Raw genomic sequence first — 22,969 nt, 5'->3', positions numbered from 1 at the left:
ATCGTGGGAGGTGCCGCTGATGGGCCGCCGCCGTGGCGACGACCGGATCGTCGTGCCGGTCGACACCGGCCGGGCCGAGCTGGTGCCGGACCCGGACCGGCCCCGCTCGTGGACGCTGCTGCTCGACGACGCCCCGCAGTCGCACGTCGACCTGGCCGACCCGACGCACCTGGAGTTCGAGTACGTCCGTCGGTTCGGTGCGGCGCTGGACCTGCTCGCCCCGCCCGGCACGCCGCTGCGGGTGCTGCACCTCGGCGGTGGCGCGTTGACCCTGCCCCGCTACGTGCAGGCCACCCGGCCCGGGTCGACGCAGCGGGTCGCCGAGGTGGACGGCGCGCTGGTGGAGCTGGTCCGGCGGGAACTGCCCTGGCCGGCCGATCCCCGGCTCAAGGTGCGGGTCGCCGATGCCCGGGCCACCCTGGAGTCCAGCCGCGACGCCGGGTACGACGTGGTGGTCGCCGACGTCTTCGCCGGTGCGCGTACCCCCGCCCATCTGACCAGCGCGGAGTACGCCGGGCAGGTGGCCCGGGTGCTCACGCCGGGCGGCTGGTACCTGGCCAACCTGGCCGACGGTCCCCCGTTGCGGCACGCCCGTGCCCAGGTGGCCACGGTCCGCTCGGTGCTGCCCCGGGCCGCCCTGATCGGCGACGCGGCCGTGCTGCGCGGGCGGCGGCACGGCAATCTGGTGCTGGTGGCGGGCCGGGTCGAGCCGCCGGTGCCGGAGCTGACCCGACGCGCGGCCGGGGACTGGTTCCCCGGTCGGGTGCTGGCCGGCGACCAGCTGGACCGGTTCGCGGCCGGCGCCGCGGTGGTCACCGACGCCGACGCCACGGGCTCCGTCCCACCGCCGCCAGGAATTTTTTCGGTCCGCCGTTGATCCGCGGGGAAGACCGTTCCGTATCAACGATCGGCGCCCTCCCCGTGGGCCCGCTGATGTCGGTGGACAGCAGGAGGTCTGGATGAGTGCGGTCGCGGCCGGCTTGCACGGCGAATTGGCCATGCCAGGGTGGATGTTCGCCCGGGCCCAGCCGCAGTCGCGTGCGTCGAGGTCAAGCCGGGGGGTCGACGCCGGCCCCACCGATCGCCAGAATGGCCCGGTGACTCCGCGATCGGCACCTGGGCGGCACCAGGCCCCGGCGACGACCCCGGAGGCGAGCCACTCCGACCAGTTGGTCCGGCTGCTCTATGCCGAGCACGCCGGCCCGCTGTTGATGTTCGTGATGCGGTTGACCGGTGGTGACCGGCAGCGCGCCGAGGACATCGTCCAGGAGACGCTGCTGCGGGCCTGGCGCAACGCGCACCGGCTGGGCGTGCAGGGGCAGGGTTCGCTGCGTCCCTGGCTGGTCACGGTGGCCCGGCGGATCGCCATCGACGAGCACCGCAGTGAGCAGGCCCGCCCGCCCGAGACGTACGACCGGGATCTGACGGCGTTCGCCGAGGCGGACAGCACCGACCGGGTGCTGCGCACCATGACGGTGGCGGACGCGCTGCGCACGTTGAGCCAGTCACACCGGGAGATCCTGGTGGCGACGTACTTCCGCGGCCGGACGGTGCCGGAGGCGGCCGAGGAGTTGGGCCTGCCGCTGGGCACCGCCAAGTCGCGGGTCTACTACGCGCTGCGCGCCCTGCGCACAGCCCTACAGGAGAGGGGGGTGACGGAATGAGCCGGGCAGACCATATGGATGTCGCCGCCTACGCGCTCGGCGTCCTGGACGTGCAGGACACCGAACGGTTCGAGGAGCACCTCGCGACCTGCTGGGCCTGCGCCGCCGAGTTGGAGACCATGGTCCCGGTGGTGGGGCTGCTCTCCGACATCGACGGCGAGACGATGATGGCGATGGAGCAGACCGCGACGGACCCGCGGCTGCTGGACCGTACCCTGGTCGCGGTCCGTACCCACCGGCGCAAGGCCCGGTTCCGGCAGGTGCTCTCGATGGCCGCCGCGGTGGTGGCGGTCGGCGCGCTCAGCGGCGTCGGGGTGGCCACCTTCGGCGGTACGGTCGGCGGTGACGGTCCGGTGATCGCCGAGCCGAGCCGCTCGACGCCGGTGGACGGGCCGGCGAGCCCGCAGCCGACCCGGTCGGGGCCGTCGGTGGGTGGCACCGAGATCGAGGGCGACCAGTTCGACGCCACCGACGGCAGCACCGGGGTGAAGGCCACCATGTGGCTGGCCAGCAAGGAGTACGGCACCTGGATCGGGTTCAACCTGACCCGGCTGCCCGGCCCGCGCACCTGCCGGCTGGTGGTGATCCGCAAGAACGACACCACCGAGGTGATCTCGACCTGGGCGGTGCCGGGGACGGGTTACGGCACCACCGCCAACCCGCAGAATCTCCAGTTGGAGGCGTCCACCTCGGCGCCGCGCGGTGAGATCGCGAAGTTGCAGGTGCAGTCGGTGGACGCCAACGGGGTGGCGAGTCCGCTGGTGACCCTCGTTCCCTGAGACAACCGCCGAAACGGCGTCGACCCGGTCCGGGTCGACGCCGTTTCGGCTTTTCCGGCCCGGAGGATGCCTCTGCTGGCGCACACGTACGGCCGGCCGGAACGGTTCAACGAATCGGATGTGAAATGGCCCACTGTCGATCGTTCAACCTTGACAGTGGACGCTCCGTACTACTCGGTGAACCGCCAAGAATGAGGAGGGCACGTGGCAAAGATCAAGCGGACGACCGTCATCGTCGCGAGCGCGGTGGTCGCACTCACGGCCTGCGCACCCGCAGGTTACAACGGAGCGAACTCCAGCGCCGCCGAGCCGGTCGCCGTCGCCGCGGCCGAGCCCACCGCGTCGGTCGAGCCGGATTCCTCGGCTTCCCCCGGAGCGCCCGGTGCCTCTGGCGCCCCCGCCGCCGACCAGGCGCCGCCCCCGGCCAACGTCCAGTTGACCGACCAGCTCGTCGGCAAGAAGATCGCCCGGATGGGCAAGGTGGTGGTGGACCAGGAGGGCTTCATCCTCTACCGCTTCGACAAGGACTCCGACGATCCGCCGTCGTCGAACTGCGTCGACAAGTGCGCGCAGGTCTGGCCGCCCGCGCTGACCGACGGCAACCCGCAGCTCCAGGGCGTCTCCGACGACAAGGTCGGCACCGTCACCCGCCAGGACGGCACCCGCCAGATCACCATCGGTGGTTGGCCGGTCTACCGCTACATCGGTGACAAGAAGGCCGGCCAGTGGAAGGGCCAGGGCGTCGGCGGCACCTGGTTCGTGGTCGACCCGAACGGCAAGAAGAACCTGACCTGCCTGCCGACCGGCACCCCGAAGGCGGTCGCCCCGCCGGCGGCCGGCGACTCGGGCGGCTCGAACAGCGGCGGGGACTACACCTACTGATCCCGCCTCAGCCGAGACACGGTGGCCGGTCGCAGCCGGGGAGGGCGCGGCCGGCCACCGTCACGGATGAGGACCGTCGACGTACCGGCAGCGTCGTACGGTCCCGGCCGCGACGCCGGCCCCCAACCGGGCCGGCGTCGCGGTATCACCCGCCGGACCCTCCCCACGAACCCCCGGAGCGGACGAGGGCGATGGACGCGCCACACGCCAGCGGGCGTGCGCCATCGAAGGTCCCCCCAACCCCGCACCCACGGCCGCTCGGGCGGCCGGTCCGCTTCGGGATGGAGACACCGCCGACGTGCAGGACGTCGGCGGTGTCGTCCATTTCCACCCCGGTTCCGCCGCCGGGTTCCGCCCCCGGGTTCCACCGCCGGGGCCGCCGCGGGTGGCCCGGATGCCGGCCGGGGACCGGGCTGATTCCCGGCGGGGAGCATGGCACAGTGGCGGGGTGACCTGGGACGAGCCGGCAGCGCGCCGGGTGCTGCGACCGCCGGCCGACTACCGGTTCACCGCCTCCGTCCGGGCCCTCACCTTCAGCCCGTACGACCCGTGCGCACGGATCGCCGCCGGCACCTTCTGGTGGGCCACCCGCACCCCGGCCGGTCCCGCCACCCTGGCCCTGCGCCCCGAGGGCGGCACGCTGATCGCCGAGGGTCACGGGCCGGGCGCCGACTGGGTGGTCGAACGGGCCGACGCGATCGCCGGCCTGCGCGACGACCTGACCGGCTTCGCCGAGCTGGCCGCCGCCCATCCGCTGGTGGCCGAGCTCGCCGCCCGGCACCGGGGGCTGCGGATGCCCGCCACCGGTCAACTCTTCCCCCGGGTGCTGCGCGCCGTCTTCGAACAGAAGGTCACCGGCACGGAGGCGTACCGGGCGTACGCGGCGACCGTCCGACACTTCGCCGAGCCCGCGCCCGGGCCGTTCCCGCCACTGCTGCTGCCTCCCGACGCGGCCACCGTGGCGGCGACGCCGTACTGGGTGTTCCACCCGTTCGGGGTGGAGCAGCGCCGGGCCGACACGCTGCGCCGGGCCGCCGCCCTGGCCGACCGGCTGGAACGCTGCGTCGACAGCGCGGAGGCGACCCGGCGGCTCACCGCGATCCCCGGCATCGGCCCGTGGACCGCCGCCGAGGTGGTCCGGATCGGGTACGGCGACCCGGACGCGGTCAGCGTCGGCGACTACCACGTGCCGAACACGGTGGCCTGGGCGCTCGCCGGTGAGCCACGCGGTGACGACGCCCGGATGCTCGGCCTGCTCGCCCCGTTCCGGGGCCACCGGGGGCGGGTCTGCCTGCTGCTGGCCGTCGCCGGCATCCAGGCGCCCCGGTTCGGCCCTCGGATGCCGGTCCGCTCCTTCGCCCGCTTCTGAGCGGCCGCCCACCGGCCCCCGGCCCGCCCGCCGGCCGCTCCTCGGGCATGCGCGGGTGGCGGACCCCGCAACCGGCTGCTAGCCGAGCCCACCGGCGAACGGCGTCGACCGCCACTGGTCGAGCATGCCGCCGAGGGCGTCCGCCAGCATCGGCAACTGGGGGGCCAGGGCGAGACAGGCGATGCCGCGCAGCAGCCCCACCGCCGTCACGAAGCGCAACACGTCCTCGTCGAGCTGCCGCATGTTCCGGCGCTGCGCCGCATGCCGGTAGGCGGCCTCGCCGTCCGGACCGACGCCGACGACGTCCCACTCGACGGGCCCCAGCGTCACCATCTCGAAGTCGGCGTAGCGATGCCCGTCCACCCCGGCGACGATGTTCACGGCCGGGGAGTCTCCGTGGACGGGTTGCAGGTCGACCCCCGGAAACGTCCGCTCGAACAGCTCGCGGGAGCGCACGGGAGGTTCCAGCACCTGCCATTCCCGGCGGGCACGGTCCAGGTCCGTCCGGTCGATGAGCTCGGGCCGGCCGTCGAGCATCCTGAGGCCGTCCTCGATGAACTGCGGTTCGGCCGCAGACAGGAAGGACAACTCACCCGGATAGTCGCGCAGGGCGGCGTGCAGCGCGGGGATGAGGCCGCAGTTCGCCACGTAGTCGGGTGCTGCGGCCGGGGCCAGCTCGATCAACTGCCAGAACGTCATCGAGAAGCCGTCGTGCCGCACCGGTTCCCGGCGCACGAGGGAACTGGGCGCGATGACCGGCATGCCCCGGTCCGCGAGCCACCCCGTCACCGCCAGCTCCGCCCGCTGCCGACCCGACACGCTGTCGAGGTCCGCATAGTGCGGCAGGACCGTGGGCACCCGGGCCACGACCGGAGCCGGTGCGAGGTGCACGACCACGGAGAAGGCGTCGTAGAGCACCCGGGCGTCGGTCACGACGAGCCCCTGTGCGCGCCCGGCGTGGACGGCCGCGTCGACCGCGCGCCGGGTCCGGTGGGCGATCTGCTCCGCAGTCATGAAGCTCTTCATGTCCTCATCCTTCGTCGAGCTGCCGGCACCCCGGATCTCCTCCGAGCGATCATTGGATCAGGACTGGGTACCCCGCTCCACGACACCTGGTGGGGCGCTGTCGTGCTGCACCTGGTCGACCTACCTCCCTGGTAGGTCGATCCCTACCGGCAGAGGCGGCGCAGGGTGTGGGCCAGCCAGCGCGCGTACCCGTGCTGGACGGCGCGGCCGGCGGGCCCGGCGGCGGTCATGAACCAGCGGTCCGGCCGGCTGAACGCGGTGAGCTCGAAGCTGACCCTGCCGTCGTCGTCGCAGCGGACCAGGAACGCCTCCTCCCCGCGTTCCGGATGGCCGGGCAGGGTGCCGTAGCCGAAGCCGGCCTCCCGGTCGCCCTCGGCCACCCAGACCACCTCGCACGGCCCCCACACCCGCAGCGGACCCAGCCCGAGCCCCGGGGTGACCCGCACGCCGGGCGCGGCCCGCAGCGCGTCGGTGCGCATCCGCACCCCGGCCGCCCGGTGCAGCCGCCAGCTCAGCACGGCCTCGGCGGCGACCAGGAAACTGCCGGGCGGCATCCGGAACGTGTGCCGCAGGTGGTGGTAGCCCGCCGGTAGCGGCCCCCGTCGGGTTGCGCCCACCTCGGGGTACGTCAACTCGGACACCGCGCCTCCCTGGGTCCCGCCCAGCCTAGGACCGATGACGTCGACCGGCGACCCGGCCGCCCGCCCGGACCGACGGACGGACCCCACCGCTCAGCCGGCCTCGCAGCGCCGTCGGAGCCCGTCGGCCTCCAGCCGCAGGTAGCGGCGCACCAGCCGGCCGCCGAGCCAGCCGGTCGGCCCGGCGAGTGGGCCGGTGAACACCAGGGCCAGCTCCACCCGGACCCGACCGTCGGGCAGCGGCACGATCCGGTGTTCGCCCCGGCTGCGCACCCCCGGGGTGGTGGACTCCCAGACGAAGCAGCGGGGCGGGTCGATCTCGGTGACCCGCCAGTACGTCGGACGGAGCCGGGGCTGCTCCAGCCAGGCGGTGGCGCCGAGGACCAACGGCCCGGCCTCACCCCGGCGGGCGGTCCGGACCGAGTCGGTCCACTCGGGCCACCGATCGATGTCGGTCTGTACCGCCCAGACCGTGTCGATGTCCGCGTCGATCTCGGTCGCCGTCTCGAACCGCATGCCGCCTCCGTGGCTCCACCGGCGGCACCCGCGTGCCGCCCGGATCCAGACGAGGGTGCCGCAGCAATCGTGACCGGGCCACCCTCCGGTCGCCCTCCCGACGGTGTCGGCGGCACCGGTCCGGCCGCCGGACTCAGCCGGCCTCGCGCAGGTCGGCCAGGTCGAGCGGGGTGTGCCGGTGGAGCAGTTCCGCCAGCTCGGCGACAGTGCCCGCCTCGCCGAGCACGTTCTTGCCGCCGCCGAAGCGGGCCGGATAGCGGTGCACCAGGCGGTAGCGGTGCCGACCCCGGACCAGCTCGACGCTGACCCGCCAGCGCCCGCAGCAACCACACCGCCACTCCACCCCGCGACGGTAGCTCTGAGCTGCGGAAACGCATCCGCATCCGCAGGACAGGAGGTACGGACGGGGACACGCCGGACCGGAACCGACGGTGATCTGCCTCACCACTGTCGGTGGTGTCTGGTTGACTGGTCGCCGTGGACCTGCCGATCAACCCCCCGGTCGAGCCGATGCTGGCCAAGAGCGTGGCCCGCCTACCCACCGATCCCGGCCTGACCTACGAGCCCAAGTGGGACGGTTTCCGCTGCATCGTGTTCCGCGACGGCGACGAGGTCGAGCTGGCCAGCCGGGGCGGCAAGTCGATGACCCGCTACTTCCCCGAGGTGGTGGCGCAGGTCCGGGCGCAGCTGCCCGAGCGGTGCGCGGTCGACGGCGAGCTGATCGTGATCCGGCGCGACGGTCCGGACGGTCAGCCCCGGCTCGACTTCGAGCAGCTCGCCCAACGGATCCATCCGGCCGCCTCCCGGGTCGCGTTGCTCGCCGAGACGACCCCGGCCGACTTCGTCGCCTTCGACCTACTTGCCCTCGACGACGAGCTGCTGGTCGACCAGCCCTACCCGACCCGGCGGGAACGCCTGGTGCGGGCGCTGGCCGGGGTCCGGCCACCGGTGCACGTCACCCAGGTCACCACCGACCCGGAGACCGCCCGGCGCTGGTTCGAGGTGTTCGAGGGCGCCGGGCTGGACGGGCTGATCGTCAAGCCGGCCGACCTGACCTACCAGCCGGGCAAGCGGCTGATGGCCAAGGTCAAGCACGCCCGTACCGCCGACGTGGTGGTGGCCGGGTTCCGTTGGCACAAGTCCGGGCCGGTGGTCGGCTCGTTGCTGCTCGGCCTCTATGACGAGGCCGGGGTGCTGCACCACATCGGGGTGAGCGCCTCGTTCACCATGGCCCGCCGGCAGGGGCTGCTCGACGAGTTGGCCCCCTACCGGGAGGGCGAGGAGGAGCACCCGTGGGTGCACGGCGACCACGAGCGCGGCCAGCGCATTCCCGGCGGGGTCAGCCGCTGGACGGGCACCAAGAACCTCGACTGGGTGCCGCTGCGGCCCGCGCTGGTGATGGAGGTCGGCTACGACGCGATGGAGGGCGACCGGTTCCGGCATACCGCCCGGTTCGTCCGTTGGCGGCCCGACCGTGATCCCCGCTCCTGCCGCTACGACCAACTGGACCGCCCGGTGCGGTTCGACGTCGACCAGGTGCTCCGGGGTGATCCGGCGGTGACCCTGCCCCCGGACGCCGGCACCCCGGCGTAGCCTGACTGGCACACGATCATGGAGGCCCGCTGGTGATCCGCACTGCCCACCGGATCCGCCAGGTCCGGCTCACCCTGGCCGGGCTCGTCGCGGGCGCGCTGCTCGTCACCGGGTGCACGATGCCGGCGTTCGCCCCGCGTACCGAGGACTCGTCGGCGGCGGCACCCGGCAACGCCCCCGCCTGGCGGGCCTGCCCCGAGGTGGCCGACGAGCTGGTGGGTCGGGGCGCCCCGGGCATGCGCTACGAGTGCGCCCGGATCGCGGTGCCCCGCAACTGGGGCACCGGGACGGGGGCCACGACCGGGCCGGGCAGCGGCGAGACCTTCGAGATCGCCCTGCTGCGGGCCCGGTCGTCGAAGCAACGGGACCGGATCGGTTCCCTGGTGATCAATCCGGGCGGGCCGGGCGGGTCCGGCGTGGACACCGCCGTCTACCTGTCGTTCGGGCCGTCGTTCGGGGGGCTGCCCACGGCGGTCACCGACCGGTTCGACATCGTCGGGTTCGACCCGCGCGGAGTGTCCCGGTCCAGCCCGGTCAAGTGCATCTCCGACGCCGACCTGGATGCCAGCTTCGGCTACGACCCCGACCCGCGCAGCCAGCAGTCGTTCGACGGCTACCAGGCGCTCAACCGGCGGATCGGCCAGGGGTGCGGCGACCGGTACGGCGACCAGCTCCCGCTCTACGGCACCGAGCAGGCCGCCCGGGACATGGATGCGGTCCGGGCCGCCGTCGGCGACGACAAGCTCACCTACCTCGGCTACTCCTACGGCACCCTGCTCGGCGCGACCTACGCCCAGCTCTATCCGCAGCGGGTCCGGGCGCTGGTGCTCGACGGCGCGGTGGACCCGCAGCAGCAACTGATCGCCGGTTCGGAGAGCCAGGCCCGGGGCTTCGAGCGGGCGTTCGGCAACTTCGACCGCTGGTGCGCGGCCAACGCCGGCCGCTGCCCGATCGCACCGGACGCCCGGGGCGCGGTGACCTCGGCGATCGACAAGGCGAAGGTCTCCCCGGTGCGCGGTGCCGGCGGGCGGGAGGCGACCTCCGGTTGGGTCTTCTACGCGGTGATCTCCTCGCTCTACACCGAGTCGGGCTGGGAGGAGTTGGCCCGGGCGATCGACCGGCTCGACGACGGCGACCCGACCGACGTGTTCAAGCTCGCCGACTCGTACGCCGGGCGGGGCGAGGACGGGCGCTACACCAACCTGTTCGACGCCAACCTGGCGGTCAACTGCGCCGACGAGACCGAGAAGCCCAGCGTCGACCAGATCCGCCAGTTGCAGTCCCAGTGGCGGCAGAAGTACCCGCTGTTCGGGCCGGCCCTGGCGGTGGGGATGTTCGGCTGCGTCGAGTGGCCGGGCGGGCGGGACCCGTACCCGACCGGTCGGGCCGACGGGGCGCCACCGATCGTGGTGGTGGGCACCACCGGCGACCCGGCCACCCCGTACGAGCAGACCGCCCGGCTGGCCGCGATGCTGGGCGTCGGCCGGGTGCTCACCTGGGAGGGCGAGGGGCACACCGCCTATCCGCAGACCAGCTGCATCACCGAGGCGGTGGACGCCTACCTGATCTCGCTGACCGTCCCCCGGGAGGGACTGCGCTGCCCCGCCCGATGACCGGAAGGACGACCGGCCGCCCGCCCGCCCGCCGCCGACCGGTGACCACCACTGGCCGGTGACCACCGCCGAGCGGTGACCACCGCCGGGCGGTCAACGGCGGTTGCGGCGTCCCCGCAGTCGTTGCCGGACGAGGGCCGCGTGGTCCGGTGGGGCCGGGGCGGGCGGCAGCTCCGGCAGCACGATGCCCTGCCGGGCGGCCAACTCCTCCAGCAGGGCCCGCATCCGGCGCATGTCGTTCTTCAACTCCTCCTGCTCGACGTGCTCGAAGGCGTCGTCGTCGACGATGAGCCGGCTGGCGAAGTGCGCGGTGATCAGCGGAATGACCAGCAGCACCATGGTGGAGATCAACAGCGCGGCCAGGACACGCCCCTGCCAACTGGTCGGCGAGATGTCGCCGTAGCCGACGGTGGAGGCGGTGACCACCGCCCACCACACGGCGTCGGCGGCGCTGCGGTGCTCCACCTGGCCGTAGATCACCCCGGCCACCACGATCATCAACAGGTACGACGCGATCAGCGTCCGGGGCGAGTTGGCGAAGTACACCAGGCCCCGGTAGACCCACCGGAACGGCAACAACAACGGCTCCATGCCGCACCATGCTGCCTCCCGGCCGCCACCTCCGCCCGCCGATCGACCGGGGTCGCTGTGACAGGCTGCCGGCCATGACCGACGTGATCCTCCGCGAGGCGGTCCGGGCCGACCTGCCCGCCGTCCTCGCCCTGCTCGCCGACGACGTGCTCGGCCGGGCACGCGAGCACGCCGAGGTCGACGAGGCGTACGAGCGGGCCTTCGCCGACATCACCGCCGACCCGCGCAACCAGCAGGTGGTGGCCGAACGCGCCGGGGAGGTCGTCGGCTGTTTCCAGCTCACCTACATCCCGGGGCTGGGTCGGCACGGGGCGGAGCGGGCGCTCGTCGAGGCGGTCCGGATCCGGTCCGACCTGCGTGGTCAGGGGCTGGGCATGACGATGATGAGCTGGGCGATCGACCAGGCCCGTCGGCGGGGCTGCGGGTTGGTGCAGCTCACCACCGACAAGTCCCGGACCGAGGCGCACCGCTTCTATCAGCGCCTCGGCTTCGTGGCCAGCCACGAGGGCATGAAGCTCACCCTCTGAACCGGCCCGGCCCGCCCAGGGCCAGGCCGCCCAGGGCCAGGCCGCCCAGGGCCGGTGGCGCGGCGTCAGTCGTCGACGAGTCGGCCGTCGCGCAGGGTCAGCGTCCGGTCGGCCACCTCGATCAGGGCCGGGTCGTGGGTGGCGACCAGGGCGGTCATCCCCCGGGCGTGCACCACCGCGCGGAGCAGGTCCATGATCGCCCGGCCGGTCTCGGAGTCGAGCTGACCGGTCGGCTCGTCGGCGATCAGCAGGTCGGGTTCGTTGGCCAGGGCCCGGGCCACGGCGACCCGCTGCTGCTGCCCACCGGACAGCTCGTACGGGCGCTGCCCGGCGTGGCCGCCCAGACCGACCAGCTCCAGCAGCACCGACACCCGCTCCTCACGTTCCGCCGCCGCCACCCGGGCCAGCCGCAGCGGCACCCCGACGTTCTCCGCCGCCGACAGGATCGGCACCAGCCCGAAGGTCTGGAACACGAACCCGACCGTCCCCCGGCGCAGCCGCAGCAGCTCGGCCTCGCCGGCACCGGTGACGTCGTGCCCGGCCACCCGGACCCGGCCGGCGTCCGGCCGGTCCAGCCCGCCGACCAGGTTCAGCAGGGTGGTCTTGCCGGCACCCGAGCGGCCCCGCACCGCCACCAGCTCGCCCCGGCCGGCGGTGAAGGAGACCTCGCGGACGGCGTACACGGCGTGCCGTCCCCGGCCGAACGTCCGGCTCACCCCCTCGACCCGCACCACCTCGTCGGTGACCGCCTCGGCGGCCTGGACGGCGGAAACCTGCTCGCTCATGCGTCACTCCCGTTCTGGTCCGGCGTCCGGTCGCCGGGGCGGACCTGCACGTGATCGGGTGCGAGATCGAGGCGGACCCGGTCCCGCAGCGCCAGGGCCGCCACGAAGGGCGCCGGGAGCTGCATCCGGCCGGTCCGGTCCAGCACCGCGTACTCCTCGCTGACCAGTTCGGTGCTGCCGTCGGCGCCGATCCGCGCGGTCCGGCGTACCTCGGAGGCGGTCCGGCCGTCGCGGATCGCGACCGTCCGGCGGACCTGGTCGGCGACGGCGTGGTCGTGGGTGACCACCACCACGGTCACTCCCAGCTCGGCGTTGATGGTGCGCAGCGCCGCGAAGACCTCCGCGCCGGTCGCCTCGTCCAGCTCACCGGTAGGCTCGTCGGCGAAGAGCACCTCCGGGTCGTTGGCCACCGCCACCGCGACCGCGCAGCGCTGCTGCTCACCGCCGCTGAGCTGCCCGGGACGCCGGTCCGCGCAGTAGCCCACCCCGACCAGCTCCAGCAGCTCGTCGGCCCGCCGCCGCCGGGCCCGGCCGCCACCGCTGCGGCGGGCCAGCCGCATCGGCAGTTCCACGTTCTCCCGCGCGGTCAGGTAGGGCAGCAGGTTGCGGCCGGTCTGTTGCCAGACGAATCCGACGGTGTGCCGCCGGTAGCGCAACCGACGGCGGGCGGAGAGCGCCAGCAGGTCGTAGTCGGCCACCCGGGCGATCCCCGCCGTCGGCGTGTCCAATCCGGAGAGAATGTTGAGCAGGGTCGACTTGCCCGAGCCGGACGCCCCGACGATCGCCACCAGCTCACCCCGGTCGATCACCAGGTCCAGCCCCTGGAGGGCGACCACCTCGACGCCCTCGGTCTTGAAGATCCGGACCAGGCCGTCGCAGACGATGTGCCCCCGCAGCCGGTCCTGCCCACCGGCCCGTTCGGCCGCCCGCTGCGCCGCCCGGCGTTGCAGGTCCGCCAGATCGGGGACGACGGGATTCTCCGCGGTCGTGGTCATCTCAGCTCTCCTCTCCGAGCCGGAGCACCTCGCCGAGGCGCATCCGACGATTGTTCAGGGCCTCCACCGCCATGGCGAAGCCCAACGCGACCGCGCCGAGCCCGACCGTGGCGGCGACCAGACCGGGTGCGAAGCCCACCCGCACGGGCGTGCCGCTGGTGAACGCGGCGAGCCCGAGCAGCGGGGTGAGCAGCACCGGCAGCAGCACCCCGACCAGTGCGCCGGTCAACACCGACACCCCCACCAGCGGGGCCAGCTCCACCAGCAGCAAACCCCGCCACTGCCGACGGGACAGACCGAGGGTGCGCAGTCGGGACAGCACCTCGCCCCGGGCGCGGGCCCCGGCCAGCACGGTGAACGCGATCGCGAGCAGGGCCAACACCCCGCCGGCCACCGCACCGGCGGTGAACCCGAACGCCAGCAACCCGTTCGCACCACCGCCGCCCAGCCGCAGCCGGGTCTGCGACCAGGTCTCCACCGCCACCCCCCGGGGCCGTTCCCGGCCGGTCACCGCTCCCCCGGTCTGGTAGCGGTGCTGTCCCTCGTCGCCGGCCTGACGCAGTGCCCCGGCGTCGAGCCGGTCGCCGGCGACCAGGAATCCGGTGGGCACCGGCGGACTGTCCCGCCGGGGCAGCGCCTGCCAGGGCAGCACCACGTACCGGGTGGTGTTCGGTCGGGCCAGCGGGAAGTCGACGACGGTGTCGACCGGGGTGAACTCGTACCGCTGGCCCTGCACGGTGATGAAGGCGGACCGCAGGCCGGCGTCGGCCAGGTCGGCGGCGACCGCCGGGGAGACCACCGCCGGCAGCGGCCCGGCACCGGGCCGGGCGTCGCGCAGCGGGCCGGGCACCGGGACGTCCCGGCCGGCGGCCCGCGCAGTGCGGGCCAGCCCGGGCCCGTCGACCAGCAGCACACTGGTGTCGCGCAGCCGGGCGTCGGTGCCGTCGGCGTCGGTCGCCAGGCGTTGCGCCGACTCGTCGGCCAGCCCGGTGGCCGCCCGCACCCCGGGCAGCCGCTCCAGCGCCGGGCCGGTGTCCGGGGCGAGCCGGTCGCCCCGGATCAGCGCGTCCGCCGGCACCGCCCGGGTCGCGACGTCGTCGCGGGTGGCCTCGATGCCGGTGGCGATCACGGCGCAGAACGCGGCGGTGGCGACCGCGAGCACCACCACGACCAGCGGGGTGGCCGCCGCCGCCCGACCGGCGCGGGCCGTGCCCAGAAAGGCCACACTTCCCCGGGTACGCGCGGCGAGCCGCCCGGCCAGCCGCACCGGCCAGGGGTACAGCCGCAGCGCCAGCACCGAGGCGGCGACCGCGACCAGCGCCGGCACCGAGACCAGCAGCGGGTCCACCGACCCGGGGGTGAGGCCCCGCCGCCGCAGCAGCACCACCGCCAGCCCGGCCAGCAGCACCAGGGCGGCCTCCGTGGTGGCCCGCCGCGCGGACGGCCGCAGCCGGCCCAGGTCCCGCCGCCCGACCACCCCGGACGGTACGACCAGCGTCGCCACCGGCAGGGCCAGGGTGACCAGGGCGGTCGCGCCGACGGCGAGCGGCCCGGTGCCGCCGGGCGCACCGGGCAGCAGGCCGCCGAGCAGCCAGCCCAGCCCGGCGGCGGGCGGGACGACCAGCAGCGACTCGGCGAGGCTGCGCCGTACGCCGGTGGTGACCCCGCCGCCCCGGGCGCGGATCAGCACGAACTCGGTGCGGCGTCGGCGCACGGTCAACGCGGCGGCCAGCACCACCAGCCCGGCGAGTGTCGCCAACACCCCGGCCCCGATGACGGCGAGCAGGGTACGGGCCGAGGTGACCGCCCGACCGAACTCGCGCAGCGGGACGTCGACCCCCTGGGTCAGCTCCGTGCCGGTGCCGGTGCTGGCCCGCGCCAGCCGCTGCACCCCGTCGACGAGCTGGTCGATGCGCCGGACGTCGATGCCGTCCGCGCCGAGCCGGTACCGCCAGGTGAACGACACCGGCCGGTCCTCGACGGCCTGCCGGTCCAGCGCGGCGACGGAGACCAGCCCGACCAGGATGAACGGTTGGCCGTCCCCCTCCGGCTCGGCCACCTCCAGCACCGAGGGCAGGGTGTCCCAACTGCCGTCGGTGGGGTCGACGGGCCGGAACAACCCGACCACGGTCAGCGGGGTCGGCGGATGTTCCTCGTCGGGTGGGGCGAGCAGGAGCCGGCTGCCGACCCGCAGCCCGAACCGGCCGGCGATGTCGGCGGCCAAGGCCACCTGCACCGGGGCGTCGGCGGCGGCCGCCTCGTCCGGCCAGCGTCCCTCGACCAGGGTGCCCGCCGCCTCGACCCCGGGCATGGCGCGCAGGCCGAGGTGCACCAGGTAGTTGCCCCGGGCCAGGTCGGGGCCGGTGACCCGGTCCTCGGGGGTCTGCGCGGCATACCAACGTTGCGCCACGGCGGCCCGCACGTCGGCGGGCATCCGCTGCTGGAGCGCGTCCAACTCGGCCGCCTGGCTGCTCACCGGCGGGGCGCCGACGCCGGGACGGGTGGCGTACGTCAGGTCGCGGCGGGCGGCGGGCTCGGCGGCGAGGTGTTCCCGCAGCCCCTGGTCGGCCAACCGGTTGACCACCCTCGGCACCCCGCCGACCAGCAGGGCGATCACCAGCGTCAACGCGGCCAGCAGTAGGAACTGCCCGCTGTGGGCCCGTACCCGACGGATCACGGCACCGATGCTCATCGCTGGTCCTCCCCCTGGTGCAGCGGTCCGATCGTCGAGGTCCTCACCGGTCTCCCCCGTTGCGCAGCCGGGCGACGGCGACCCGCCGCCGCAGGCCGGTGGCCATCGCCGCGCTGCCGGCCAACGCGGCCAGCAGCAGCCCCGCCACGGTCCATCCGATCGGGGTCCAGGCCAGGGCGAACGCCGGGGCCGGCACGGGTCGCCCGGCGGCCGGGGTGAGCACGACCAGTGGTGCCATGGTGGCCCCGACCGCCGCGCCGAGCAGCAGACCGACGCCGACGCCGATCCCGGCCAGGAAGGTCTGCTCGGCGAGCAGCGCCCGGGCCAGCAGCCGGGGCGACGCGCCGAGGGTGTGCAGCACCGAGAACTCACCGATCCGGTGCCGGGCGGTGGCCCAGACGTCCACCACCAGGCCGACCAGGGCGAGCAGCACCGAGCCGAGGGCGGCGGCCAGCAACCCCGTCCGGGCACCCTGCCAGTACGGGTCGTCGGCGGCCACGGCGGCGGCCTGCCGGCGGTCCAGCAGGGTCGTCCCGGGCAGCGCGGCGACGGCCCGGGTCGCCTCGGCGTGCGCTGCGGGGTCGACCCGCAACCACCACTCGGGCACCGGCCGGACGGTGCCGGAGTGGCGGATCAGCCAGTCGGTGGCAGCGGGCAGGTCGAACAGCACGCCGTCGCCGGCGGTGGCGGGCAGCGCGGTCACCTCCCCGACCAGCCGGACCGGCAGGGAGACCCCGGACAGCGCCAGCACCACGGTCTCCCCGGGCCGGACGTTGAGCGCGGCCCGCACGGCGGGGGTCATCAGCGCCGGCACGGCGGTGTCCGGGCCGTCCGGCACCACCGCGAAGCGGGACGACGGCTGGTACGCGTACCGGCCGCCGGCGAGGAACCCGACCGGGTGGGTGGCGGTCAACCCGGCCCCGGCCACCGTGACGCTGCTCTGCCCGGCGGACTCGGCGGCGGCCACCTGCCACCGGCCGGTGAGCGCGACGGCGGTCGACCGGGCGTCCGGGCCGACGGTGCGCAGGTCGCGTACCTGCAGCGCGTACGTGGTGCCGGCCACGTCCCCGCCGTCGGCCTCGAAGCCGGCCAGTCGCAGCCCGTCGACGGCCGGCAGGGTGACCCGGAACCCGGTGGCCCGCCCGTCGCTGCCGGTGCCCGTCACCGGCAGCCGGTACGCCACCCCGTCGGCCCGGGTGAGCAGCACCGACACGGCGATCCGGTGCGGGACGACGGCCTGGTCGACGGGGGTGCGGATGGTGCCGGTGAGGCTGCGGGCGTCCGCCGGCAGCGGCACACCGCCGGCTGGTTCCCGGGCGGCGGCCAGCGGCGCGAACAGTTCCCGCGCGGGCCGGTCGGCGAGCCGGTCGCTGAACTTGACCACCTCGGCGGCGTGCGCGGTGTCCAGGCCCAGCACGGTGGCCTGCCGGTCCTCCCGGCCGACCCGGATGTCGTCCCGCCAGGCCGGCAGCGCCCGGTCGACCCCGGGCAGGGCGGCGAGCGCGGCGGCCCGGTCGACGGGGGCGACCCCGCTCCGCTCGACCAGCCGCAGGTCCGCGCCGACGGTGTGGTCGGCCTGGTCGACCTGGGACCGTTCCCCGGTGGCGACCAGGGACCAGGCCAGGGTGCTGCCGCCGACGGCGAGGGCGAGCAGCAGCACCGGCCCGGCGTGCGGACGCCGGCCGGCCTGCCACATCCCGAAGATGGTCGCGGTCCACAGCCGTCGGTCGACGAACCGCTCGGCGAACCGGGTGGCCGGCGGGAGCAGCCGCAACGCCACCACGGCCCCGGCCAGCACCCCCAGCGTCGGCGCGGCCACCAGCAGCGGGTCGATTCCGAGGTCGTTGCCGGCACCGGCCAGGGGTGAGGAGTAGCTGCGCAGCTGCACCCAGGCCAGCACGGCGAAGGCGACCAGGGCCAGGTCGAGTCCGGCCCGGCTGACCGTGGCGACCCGATCGGGGCGGGACCGGGCGGCCAGGTCGGCCACATAGGTGCCCGCGCCCCGCAGGGTGGGGGCGACCATGGCGACGAGGCAGCCGACGGCGGTGGCGAGGGCCGCCGCCCAGACCCAGCTGCCGCCACCGACGGCGCGGCCCAGGTCGACCGGGCCGTCGGCGGCGAGCCGGCGCAGCGCTTCACCCGCGAGCAACGGGCCGAGCAGGGCGGCCGGGACGACCACCAGGGTCGCCTCCCGGGCGGCCAGGCCGGCGAGCTGCCGGCGGGCCGCGCCCCGGGCCCGCAGCAGGGCGGTCTGGGCGCGGCGGTCCTCGTGCAGCAGGGCGGCGATCAGCACCAACGCGTATCCGCCGAGCACGACGATCAGCAGCAGCGGGGTGGCCAGCGCGGAGCGACCGGCCAGGTCGGCCCGGCTGATCCGGTCGATCAGCCGGTCGAGGGTGGTGACCGCCTGTGCCGACGAGCCGAGCCCGGCCGTCTCGGGCACCTCGGTTGCGGCGGTGGCGACGGCCCGGCGCAGCGCGGGCAGCCGGTCGGCCCCGACGGCGGCCAGGTCGGGCGCGACCACCCAGGAGGCGGAGACCGAGCCGGGGAAGGTGGTCGCGAAGTCGGCCGGGTCGAGCACGAACGGCCCGTGCGAGGCGTCGGTGTCCGGGTCGACGCCGAGCCCGGGGGCGAGCCGCCAGTACGGGTCGGCCGGGTCACGGGGCCGCCAGGTGCCGGAGAGCAGCACCTCGGTACGCCGGTCGGCGCTGCGGTCACGCATCGGGACCCGGTCACCGGTCCGCAGACCGAGCGCAGCGGCGACCTTCTCCGGCAGGGTGGCCTGGAGCGGGCCGGCCCCGGCGGTGGGCCAGGCGCCGTCGACGAGGTCGGCGTGCCCGGGCAGGTCGTCCAGGGTGGCCAGGGTGGCGAAGACCGGTTCCTTCCCGGTGCGGATGCCCGGGCCGAGGTCGCCGGTGAGTTCCCGCCCGGTGCCGTAACGGGCGCCGGCGACCCGGACGGGGGTGTCCCCGAGGGCGGCGCGGAAGCCGTCCCGGACGGCGCGGTCCCGGCTGGTGAACTCGGCGTGGTCACGTCCGCCGGAGCCGCTGACCAGCAGGCTGCGTTCCTCGACGGGCGCGGCGGCGATCAGGGCGCGCTGTCCGGCGTCGACGGCCCGCCGGTTGTAGTCGGCCAGCCCGGTGACCAGCGCGATCGCCACCAGCGCGGCAGCCACCGCCGCGAGCAGCAGCCCGCGTGCCTCGTGGGCCCGCCTCCACACCAACTTCATCCGTTGCCTCCCGGGGCCCGGGGTCGGGCCGACGGAGACCAAGAGCGGTGACCCGGCAGGAAAGGTTCGCACCCGTTACATGATCGTTACTCCGGGCCGCCCGACTGACCGGGGCCGCCCGGACTCCGCGCCCGGCCGGAGCCGAGGTCGTCCGGGTCGCTGTCGATCTGGTTGGATCGGCGGCATGGAAATCGCCCTCATCCTGTCGAGCACCGCCCTCGTGCTGGCGCTGCTGTTGCAGCTCCCCCGCCGCGACGGCCGGGGAGACGGCTCCTTCCGGCTGGTGGAGATCGAGCGTCGACAGCGGCTGATCATGGATCACCTCGGCATCGTCGACCGGGGGCCGACCCTGCCCGGGGTACGGGACCACCTGGCCCGGGGCGACAAGATCAAGGCGATCAAGGCGTACCGGGAGGCGACCGGCGTCGACCTGCGCACCGCCAAGGAGGCCGTCGAGGCGATCGCCGCCGGACGCTGACGCCGTGATCCCCTCAAGGGGGCCGATGTTGTGCGGTCCCCGCAGCCCGCACACCGCAACGTCACCGACGTCGAGTTGATCACCCAGGCCGACAGCCACTCGCCGACCAGCCGCGCCGACCACTGCCCGCCGCACCACCCGCCGCACCACCCGCCGCACCGCCGCCTGGGGTGATCAACTCAGGTGGGCCGATATTGCGGCGTCACAGTGGCTCCCATACCGCAACATCGGCCCACTTGAGTTGATCACCCAGGCCAACAGCCACTCGCCGACCAGCCGCGCCGACCACTGCCCGCCGAACGGGATCAGTCCTTCGTCAGCTCCGGCCGGTGCTCGCGGATCCACGCCTCCACGTCGGACTTCCGCCACACCTTGCCCATCGCCAGCACCGCCACGGGTTCCGGGAAGTTCCGCTGATTGGCGATCACGGAGGCGCGCTGCCGGGAGACGTCACCGAGCATCGCCCTGATCTCCGAGACGCCGACGAGGTCCACGAGTTGACGATGACAGCATGAAGCTGCCTCGACTCCAACAACTGCGCAGGCTGTTGACAGAAGCAACAGCGATGGCAACCGTGGTGGGATGTCCCATACCCGAACGTCTCGCCTACTCTTGATCGGCAGCGGCGGCCGGCCGGCGCGCACCCGCTGATGCGTCCGCTGCGGCGGTGCCGGACGTGCGCCGCGCCGTGGCCGTGTCAACCCGCCCGGCTACTGCTGACCATGGAGTACCGGCGCGACCGGGTGGCGCTCTCGATCTACCTGGCCAGCCAACTGTTCGAGGCCACCGCCGACCTGGTGCGACTCAATCCACACCCGGCCCCGTCCCCGGCGGAGTTGTTCGACCGCTTCCTGGCCTGGACGGCCCGACCACCCACCCGAGCCGGGATCGCACCCGTGCCGGCGACGTACACCAGCCCGAGCCCGAGCCCGGACCCGGACCCGGACCCGGACCCGGAGCCGGAGCCGGAATACGAACCGCAAGCCGGCCCGGACCTGACCCCCACCTCGTAGCGGGAGCCCGACCGAGGCCGGAGCCCGCATCACCCGGATGCCCCCGCCGAACCCGAATGGGGATCGCCCGGACGAGCACGTGCGGGAAGCTATCTGACGAGCAGGGTCAGCAGTCCGGTGAGGGCGACGAGGACCGCCGCCACCCCGGTGAGTACGGCCGGCAGAATCTTGAGGTATTCCAGGATCACGGAATGCCGGCGCGGCGTTCCGCCGACCCGCTGCGCTTTCCTCGTCGTGGCCGCCATGGTGAATCCCCTGTCCGGTGCCCGCGTCCGGCCGGATGAATCGGAGCCGCCCACCGGCACGCACCCCTCAGCGAGGGCATAGGCCCTGGTCACACGAGTGCAGCCGACTTCCGCGCATCCCACCTTTCATATTCGACCGTAGGCGTGGCGACCGCACGAGCGCAATCATCAGCACCGGAAAGAGTCGGGCGGAAAGCCATTTTCACGCGTGGGAGTGGCACCTCGGGCAAGTGATTCGCACAAACAGCGGCAGCCGGCCTAACGACAGCCGGCGGGATTTCCGTTTTTCAGCCGGCGATTTCGTCGGCCGGGCGCTTCGCCCGGCTGGGCTGCACCCGTTTCGGCTCCCCGGGCATCTTCGGATGGTCCGGCGGATAGGGCAGGTCGCCCAGGCCCTGCGCCGCGTCCCGCTCCGCCCAGTCGAGCAGAGGCGTGATGTCGGCGGATTCGTCGTCGATGCCCGCGTGCGGATCACCCCGCTCGGCCAGCCGGAGCGGCACGGTCTGCAGGTCGAAGTCGTCCGGGTCGACGTCGGGCAACTCGTCCCAGGTCACCGGGGTGGAGACGGTGGCCCGGGCGTTGGCGCGCAGCGAGTACGCGCAGGCGATGGTGCGGTCCCGGGCCATCTGGTTGTAGTCGACGAAGACCCGCTGCCCGCGCTCCTCCTTCCACCAGGCGGTGGTGACCAGCTCGGGACGACGCCGTTCCAGCTCCCGGGCCAGCGCGATGGTGGCCCGGCGCACCTCGGTGAACGTCCAGCGCGGAGCGATCCGCAGATAGACGTGCAGCCCCCGGCCGCCGGAGGTCTTCGGCCAGCCGGTGACACCCAGCTCGGCGAGGATGCCGCGCAGCTCGGCGGCGGCGGTGGCCGCGTCGGCGAAGTCGGTGCCGGGCTGCGGGTCGAGATCCACCCGCAGCTCGTCCGGGTGGTCGACGGCGGCGGCCCGGACCGGCCAGGGGTGGAACACCACCGTGCCCATCTGCGCGGCCCAGGCGACGTGGGCGAGGTCGGTCGGGCGCAACTCGTCGGCACCGCGCCCGCTGGGAAAGGTGATCCCGACGGTCTGCACCCACGGTGGCACCCCCCGGGTGGGCACCCGCTTGGAATAGAACGCCTCCCCCTCGACCCCGTCGGGGAAGCGTTGCAGGGTGGTCGGCCGGTCCCGCAGGGCGCGCATGATGCCGTCGCGCACCGAGAGGTAGTAGTGGAAGACGTCGGCCTTGGTGAAGCCGCGCCCCGGGAAGATCACCCGATCCGGACTGCTCAGCCGGACGGTACGCCCGGCCACCTCGACCTCGGTCGCCGTCGCCTTCGCGCTGCCCGCCATGGCGCGACCATATGCGACGCCCCCGACATCCGGCGTACGGTGGGCCGGTGAGTCCTGACGAGAACGCATTGCCCCGCACCGAGGACGAGTGGCGGGTCCGGCTGACCCCGGAGGAGTTCCGGGTGCTGCGCGAGGCCGGCACCGAGCGCCCCTTCACGGGCGAGTACGTCGACACCAAGACCGCAGGTGTCTACCACTGCCGGGCCTGCGGGCTGGAGCTGTTCTCCAGCGACACCAAGTTCGACTCGCACTGCGGCTGGCCGAGCTTCGACGACGCCATCCCGGGCCGGGTCAAGGAGATCCAGGACCACAGCCTCGGCATGGCCCGTACCGAGATCCGCTGCGCCCGCTGCGACAGCCACCTGGGCCACGTGTTTCACGGCGAGGGTTTCACCCCGAAGGACACCCGACACTGCGTGAACTCGGTCTCGATCCGGCTGGAGCCGAACCCGGGCTGAACCCGACACGCCGCAGGAAACGCCGTCTGAACCGACCTATTTCAGGGCATTTACCACCCCTTGCGCCCCTAGGCGGCAGGCTGGGGGGCAGATGTCCGATTCGGGAGGTATGACAGGTGGCTACCTGCGAGGTCTGCGGCAACGACTACTGGATGGCGTTCGAGGTGCGCACGGTCAGCGGTGACGTGCACACCTTCGACAGCTTCGAGTGCGCGGCACACAAGCTCGCGCCGATCTGCGAGCACTGCCAGGTGAAGATCATTGGGCACGGCGTGGAGGTCGGCGGCCGGTTCTTCTGCTGCGCGCACTGCGCCCGCGCGGTGGAGGCCCTGGGAGCCGAGATCCGCGACGCGGTCGGCGCCCGCCCGGCCTGACCCACCGCAGCCCGACATCGCGACGGAGGACGACGCCGCGACAGCGCCGGGCGGCGAGAAAAGGCAGCAGAGCAGGCAGGCAGCAGAGCAGGCGGGCAGGCAGGCAGGCAGCAGAGCGGGCAGGCAGGCAGCAGAGCAGGCGGGCAGGCAGGCAGGCAGCAGAGCGGGCAGGCA

The 22,969-nt window shown here is 74.2% G+C and carries 25 protein-coding genes; 13 read left to right on the top strand and 12 right to left on the bottom strand.

The features are described from left to right. The first annotated feature begins 19 nt into the window (after positions 1–19). The 5 genes from GA0070216_RS22590 to GA0070216_RS22570 all read left to right on the top strand — a co-directional run bounded on the left by GA0070216_RS22590 (position 20) and on the right by GA0070216_RS22570 (position 4,694). Positions 20–877, top strand: a complete 858-nt coding sequence (locus GA0070216_RS22590) for a spermidine synthase (RefSeq protein ID WP_091249754.1) — start codon at positions 20–22, stop codon at positions 875–877. Between the two features lie 82 nt (positions 878–959). After that, positions 960–1,664, top strand: a complete 705-nt coding sequence (locus GA0070216_RS22585; RefSeq protein WP_091249752.1) for a sigma-70 family RNA polymerase sigma factor — start codon at positions 960–962, stop codon at positions 1,662–1,664. Further along, positions 1,661–2,443 (top strand): anti-sigma factor family protein, encoded by a 783-nt coding sequence (locus tag GA0070216_RS22580; RefSeq protein WP_091249750.1) that lies wholly within the window; start codon positions 1,661–1,663, stop codon positions 2,441–2,443. The genes GA0070216_RS22585 and GA0070216_RS22580 overlap by 4 nt, the downstream gene beginning before the upstream one ends. 204 nt (positions 2,444–2,647) lie before the next feature. After that, positions 2,648–3,325 (top strand): COG4315 family predicted lipoprotein, encoded by a 678-nt coding sequence (locus GA0070216_RS22575; RefSeq protein ID WP_091249747.1) that lies wholly within the window; start codon positions 2,648–2,650, stop codon positions 3,323–3,325. A 448-nt stretch (positions 3,326–3,773) separates the two neighbouring features. After that, positions 3,774–4,694: a DNA-3-methyladenine glycosylase family protein gene (locus GA0070216_RS22570; RefSeq protein WP_091249744.1), complete on the top strand. Its 921-nt coding sequence runs from the start codon at positions 3,774–3,776 to the stop codon at positions 4,692–4,694. Between the two features lie 78 nt (positions 4,695–4,772). On the opposite strand, the gene GA0070216_RS22565 is transcribed toward GA0070216_RS22570, so the two are convergent. From GA0070216_RS22565 to GA0070216_RS22550, 4 genes are all read right to left on the bottom strand, one after another. After that, entirely contained in the window at positions 4,773–5,720 is a 948-nt protein-coding gene (locus GA0070216_RS22565) for a phosphotransferase (RefSeq protein ID WP_091249741.1), read from the bottom strand. Between the two features lie 143 nt (positions 5,721–5,863). Continuing rightward, positions 5,864–6,361, bottom strand: coding sequence for a DUF1990 domain-containing protein (locus tag GA0070216_RS22560; protein WP_091249738.1), 498 nt, complete (start codon positions 6,359–6,361; stop codon positions 5,864–5,866). Between the two features lie 90 nt (positions 6,362–6,451). Continuing rightward, positions 6,452–6,874, bottom strand: coding sequence for an SRPBCC family protein (locus GA0070216_RS22555; protein ID WP_091249735.1), 423 nt, complete (start codon positions 6,872–6,874; stop codon positions 6,452–6,454). Between the two features lie 133 nt (positions 6,875–7,007). Continuing rightward, entirely contained in the window at positions 7,008–7,217 is a 210-nt protein-coding gene (locus tag GA0070216_RS22550) for a hypothetical protein (RefSeq protein ID WP_091249732.1), read from the bottom strand. A gap of 134 nt (positions 7,218–7,351) precedes the next feature. Between GA0070216_RS22550 and GA0070216_RS22545 the strand changes: the two genes are divergently transcribed. Then, positions 7,352–8,467, top strand: a complete 1,116-nt coding sequence (locus GA0070216_RS22545; protein ID WP_091249730.1) for an ATP-dependent DNA ligase — start codon at positions 7,352–7,354, stop codon at positions 8,465–8,467. A 32-nt stretch (positions 8,468–8,499) separates the two neighbouring features. Then, positions 8,500–10,080 carry an alpha/beta hydrolase gene (locus GA0070216_RS22540; protein WP_425413181.1) on the top strand — a complete coding sequence of 527 codons (1,581 nt, stop codon included), beginning with the start codon at positions 8,500–8,502 and terminating at the stop codon, positions 10,078–10,080. A gap of 93 nt (positions 10,081–10,173) precedes the next feature. Here GA0070216_RS22540 and GA0070216_RS22535 read toward each other — a convergent pair whose 3' ends face one another. Continuing rightward, complete coding sequence (locus GA0070216_RS22535; protein ID WP_091249728.1) at positions 10,174–10,671, bottom strand: potassium channel family protein; 498 nt, start codon at positions 10,669–10,671, stop codon at positions 10,174–10,176. Positions 10,672–10,745: 74 nt separating this feature from the next. On the opposite strand from GA0070216_RS22535, the gene GA0070216_RS22530 reads away from it, so the two are divergent. Further along, on the top strand, positions 10,746–11,198 hold the full coding sequence (locus tag GA0070216_RS22530; RefSeq protein WP_091249724.1) for a GNAT family N-acetyltransferase: 453 nt from the start codon (positions 10,746–10,748) through the stop codon (positions 11,196–11,198). Positions 11,199–11,263: 65 nt separating this feature from the next. On the opposite strand, the gene GA0070216_RS22525 is transcribed toward GA0070216_RS22530, so the two are convergent. From GA0070216_RS22525 to GA0070216_RS22510, 4 genes are read right to left on the bottom strand one after another with little or no spacing between them, the layout of a single operon-like run. Further along, a complete protein-coding gene (locus GA0070216_RS22525) occupies positions 11,264–11,983 on the bottom strand; it encodes an ABC transporter ATP-binding protein (RefSeq protein WP_091249721.1) in 720 nt (239 codons plus the stop codon). Then, positions 11,980–12,978, bottom strand: a complete 999-nt coding sequence (locus GA0070216_RS22520) for an ABC transporter ATP-binding protein (RefSeq protein WP_091249719.1) — start codon at positions 12,976–12,978, stop codon at positions 11,980–11,982. Before GA0070216_RS22520 ends, GA0070216_RS22525 begins: the two co-directional genes overlap by 4 nt. Before the next feature lies 1 nt (position 12,979). Then, a complete protein-coding gene (locus tag GA0070216_RS22515; protein WP_091249716.1) occupies positions 12,980–15,670 on the bottom strand; it encodes an FtsX-like permease family protein in 2,691 nt (896 codons plus the stop codon). 43 nt (positions 15,671–15,713) lie between these two features. Next, a complete protein-coding gene (locus GA0070216_RS22510) occupies positions 15,714–18,899 on the bottom strand; it encodes an FtsX-like permease family protein (RefSeq protein WP_091249713.1) in 3,186 nt (1,061 codons plus the stop codon). A 184-nt stretch (positions 18,900–19,083) separates the two neighbouring features. Here GA0070216_RS22510 and GA0070216_RS22505 point away from each other — a divergent pair, with 184 nt between their 5' ends. Together GA0070216_RS22505 and GA0070216_RS34665 are read left to right on the top strand one after the other, a co-directional pair. Further along, positions 19,084–19,377, top strand: a complete 294-nt coding sequence (locus tag GA0070216_RS22505) for a hypothetical protein (protein ID WP_091249710.1) — start codon at positions 19,084–19,086, stop codon at positions 19,375–19,377. Positions 19,378–19,407: 30 nt separating this feature from the next. After that, the gene (locus tag GA0070216_RS34665; RefSeq protein ID WP_176739088.1) at positions 19,408–19,551 is read left to right on the top strand and encodes a hypothetical protein; all 144 of its coding nucleotides are present in this window, start codon (positions 19,408–19,410) and stop codon (positions 19,549–19,551) included. A 131-nt stretch (positions 19,552–19,682) separates the two neighbouring features. Here the strand turns inward: GA0070216_RS34665 and GA0070216_RS22500 are convergent, their stop codons facing one another. Continuing rightward, complete coding sequence (locus GA0070216_RS22500) at positions 19,683–19,871, bottom strand: helix-turn-helix transcriptional regulator (RefSeq protein ID WP_091249708.1); 189 nt, start codon at positions 19,869–19,871, stop codon at positions 19,683–19,685. A gap of 228 nt (positions 19,872–20,099) precedes the next feature. On the opposite strand from GA0070216_RS22500, the gene GA0070216_RS36465 reads away from it, so the two are divergent. Then, a complete protein-coding gene (locus tag GA0070216_RS36465) occupies positions 20,100–20,390 on the top strand; it encodes a hypothetical protein (RefSeq protein WP_342670781.1) in 291 nt (96 codons plus the stop codon). A gap of 89 nt (positions 20,391–20,479) precedes the next feature. Here the strand turns inward: GA0070216_RS36465 and GA0070216_RS34660 are convergent, their stop codons facing one another. Then, positions 20,480–20,635 carry a hypothetical protein gene (locus tag GA0070216_RS34660; protein ID WP_176739087.1) on the bottom strand — a complete coding sequence of 52 codons (156 nt, stop codon included), beginning with the start codon at positions 20,633–20,635 and terminating at the stop codon, positions 20,480–20,482. Between the two features lie 287 nt (positions 20,636–20,922). Further along, positions 20,923–21,963 (bottom strand): non-homologous end-joining DNA ligase, encoded by a 1,041-nt coding sequence (ligD, locus tag GA0070216_RS22490; RefSeq protein ID WP_091249704.1) that lies wholly within the window; start codon positions 21,961–21,963, stop codon positions 20,923–20,925. A gap of 11 nt (positions 21,964–21,974) precedes the next feature. Between ligD and msrB the strand changes: the two genes are divergently transcribed. Together msrB and GA0070216_RS22480 are read left to right on the top strand one after the other, a co-directional pair. Further along, positions 21,975–22,421: a peptide-methionine (R)-S-oxide reductase MsrB gene (gene msrB, locus GA0070216_RS22485; RefSeq protein ID WP_425413180.1), complete on the top strand. Its 447-nt coding sequence runs from the start codon at positions 21,975–21,977 to the stop codon at positions 22,419–22,421. A 116-nt stretch (positions 22,422–22,537) separates the two neighbouring features. After that, positions 22,538–22,795, top strand: a complete 258-nt coding sequence (locus GA0070216_RS22480; protein WP_088645482.1) for a Prokaryotic metallothionein — start codon at positions 22,538–22,540, stop codon at positions 22,793–22,795. Positions 22,796–22,969 lie beyond the last annotated feature (174 nt).

The organism is Micromonospora matsumotoense (genome assembly GCF_900091525.1).
GTDB lineage: Bacteria > Actinomycetota > Actinomycetes > Mycobacteriales > Micromonosporaceae > Micromonospora > Micromonospora matsumotoensis.
The sequence above is the reverse complement of the archived record's forward strand: the minus strand, read 5'-3'. Positions and strand labels throughout refer to the sequence as shown.